The sequence below is a fragment of the Clostridium sp. C8-1-8 genome, from assembly GCF_009928445.1.
Classification (GTDB): domain Bacteria; phylum Bacillota; class Clostridia; order Clostridiales; family Clostridiaceae; genus Clostridium_AR.
The window spans coordinates 1-2,419 of sequence record NZ_JAABNO010000071.1 but is presented as its reverse complement, the minus strand read 5'-3'; the positions used below and the strand labels follow the sequence as shown (position 1 = coordinate 2,419).

Sequence of the window (2,419 nt, the reverse complement as noted above, 5' to 3'; positions counted from 1 at the left end):
ACCCCCTGGTATGATAAGCTTGTAAAGATTAATCAATGGATCTCCCCAAAATCTTTAGTTGTATTTCTTTTTACAATATCAATAAGATCTCTAAGTCTATTGTTTAATCACTCTAATTTTGAGACAATAATCTCGTATAGATAGAGGTTTACGTACGCCCCCTTGAGGCCTTGACCTCGTGACTAAGACTGTTACCTCATCTCTGCGAGATATTGCGTATAAGCTGGATGTTGATTATATTATTATAATTCTTCGTATATCTAACCAGGATGTAACTTGCATTGAATTGAGGATTCTATCTAAATTACAAGGAGATGTTTTTATGTATATTGTTGGCATAGACATTGGAAAAGCTAATCATGAAGCTACTATAATCGATGAAACTGGTACCATCATCGGCAAATCTCTTAAGTTTTCAAATTCTCATATCGGAGCGAATAAATTAATTGACTACATAATTAAGAATATTGGCCAATCCGACGTTACCTTCGGCTTAGAAGCTACCGGTCACTATTGGCTCTCTTTATATTCATTTTTATTAGATAAAGGTTATACGATTCATGTTATAAATCCCATACAATCAGACAGTTTTAGAAATCTATATATTCGTCAAACAAAAAATGATACTAAAGATTCATTTATTATTTCTGAGGTTATACGGTTTGGGAGATTTACAAAAACTAAGCTAGCTGATGATAAGTTACTTTCCTTAAGACAGCTTTGTAGATATAGGTTATCTTTAGTAGATAGCGTATCTGAACTTAAATGTAGAATAATTACGGTCCTAGATCAAGTTTTCCCTGAATATGAGAAACTGTTTTCTGACACATGGGGGATAAGTTCTAAAAAACTACTAGAAAAATATCAAACTCCTGAAGAAATACTAGAAATTGATACAAGTGAATTGGCTAGCTTTTTAAGTGAAAGTAGTCGTGGCCAACTTGGCTATGCCAAGGCCGAAAAAATAAAAGTAGCAGCTCAAAACACTTTTGGTATCAAGGTAGCTCAAAGTGCATTCAAATTCCAACTTAAACAACTTATTGATCAAGTATTATTTATAGAATCCCAAATCAAAAGTTTAGACAAAGAAATTGAATTTTATTATAATCAGTTTGACTGTCATTTAACCTCAATTCCTGGTATTGGAGCTGTAACTGCAGCTATTATACTAAGTGAAATAGGCGATATTAAGCGTTTCAGTAATTCATCTAGCCTAGTAGCTTATGCCGGAATTGATCCTACGGTAAAGCAATCTGGCCAATTTTCATCTAACAATAATAGAATGTCTAAGCGTGGTTCTCCTTACCTCAGAAGAGCCTTATTTCTTGCGGCTTCTACTTGTACATTACACGAAAGTTCCCTTAATGATTATTATAATAAAAAACGTAGTGAAGGAAAACACCATCTCACTGCCGTGGGAGCGGTAGCTCATAAACTTACACATATTGTCTTTGCTATTATGAGAGACAATAAGGACTATGAACCTTTGTCATAATCCTTATTAAAATATTTTTTTGTGAAGCTATTAAAAATAATATGCATTTAATAGCTTATTTGTTATTTCTATTTTTATTCGAATCAACTTTACTTTTAATTTCCTTAAGTGCAATTTTAGCATTTTCTGATAAGCTTTCATTTGAGGAATTAACGTAAAATTCAAGCGTTCCAACATATTTTTTATTATGAGAGAACCCAATGATAATAAAAATATACTCTAAATTGCTAATATTAAATTTGTCAATATTATCAACTAAATTATCTATATTAATATACTCAGCCACATTTTTATATATTGCAGCATTACTTATAGCATTTAAAATACTTTCTTGAAGTTCTATATCTTCTACTTGAATAACATCATTAATTAGGAATTGGCTTAATCCTAAGCATACATCATTTTCTAATTCTCCATATTCAAATATATCCGAAATTTCATCTATTACATCCTCTATTTTATTTTCTTTTTTCTTTTCAATATATCTATCTATTAATATACTCATATCTTGTATTCCTTTCTATTTTGGAGATATTATCGGTATATGGGTATCATCTATTATATTTTCATCATAGAAATCACTATTAGGATTGCTTACACCAGGCGGATGAAATTTACCGCTACTATCCATATACTTTTTACCTTTTTGAACTCTTACAATCCAATTATCACGAGCATTGCTTCCTATTGGTGCACTCTGATCGGGTCCATGAACTCTAACTCTCATTGTTTCACCATTTTCAACAAACTTGTACTCGAATCCTTCTTGTACCTTCCCTTGAATAGGTGTTAATTCTCTTTTTGTTGCATTATTAGGTATACGTGATAAAATGTCATCTATTGTTGTGCCTTTCAAATCGGAGAAATCTCCAACATTTCCAGTACCCAATTTTGAAAAATCTATTGACTTCACATAGCTGGTCT

At 31.6% G+C, this 2,419-nt stretch carries 3 protein-coding genes; 1 reads left to right on the top strand and 2 read right to left on the bottom strand.

All coding sequences use genetic code 11. The features are described from left to right. The first annotated feature begins 322 nt into the window (after nucleotides 1–322). Entirely contained in the window at nucleotides 323–1,495 is a 1,173-nt protein-coding gene (locus tag GXK57_RS26135; protein WP_160680939.1) for an IS110 family transposase, read from the top strand. Nucleotides 1,496–1,550: 55 nt separating this feature from the next. On the opposite strand, the gene GXK57_RS26130 is transcribed toward GXK57_RS26135, so the two are convergent. Together GXK57_RS26130 and GXK57_RS26125 are read right to left on the bottom strand one after the other, a co-directional pair. Next, nucleotides 1,551–2,000, bottom strand: a complete 450-nt coding sequence (locus tag GXK57_RS26130; protein ID WP_160680938.1) for a hypothetical protein — start codon at nucleotides 1,998–2,000, stop codon at nucleotides 1,551–1,553. A gap of 15 nt (nucleotides 2,001–2,015) precedes the next feature. After that, on the bottom strand, nucleotides 2,016–2,419 hold a 404-nt coding region (locus tag GXK57_RS26125), incomplete at its 5' end, for a polymorphic toxin type 30 domain-containing protein (protein ID WP_202127795.1).

Excerpts from the sequence above, each read along its gene's own strand:
- GXK57_RS26135 (WP_160680939.1), top strand. The coding sequence starts at position 323 with ATGTATATTGTTGGCATAGACATTGGAAAAGCTAATCATGAAGCTACT.
- GXK57_RS26130 (WP_160680938.1), bottom strand. The coding sequence starts at position 2,000 with ATGAGTATATTAATAGATAGATATATTGAAAAGAAAAAAGAAAATAAA.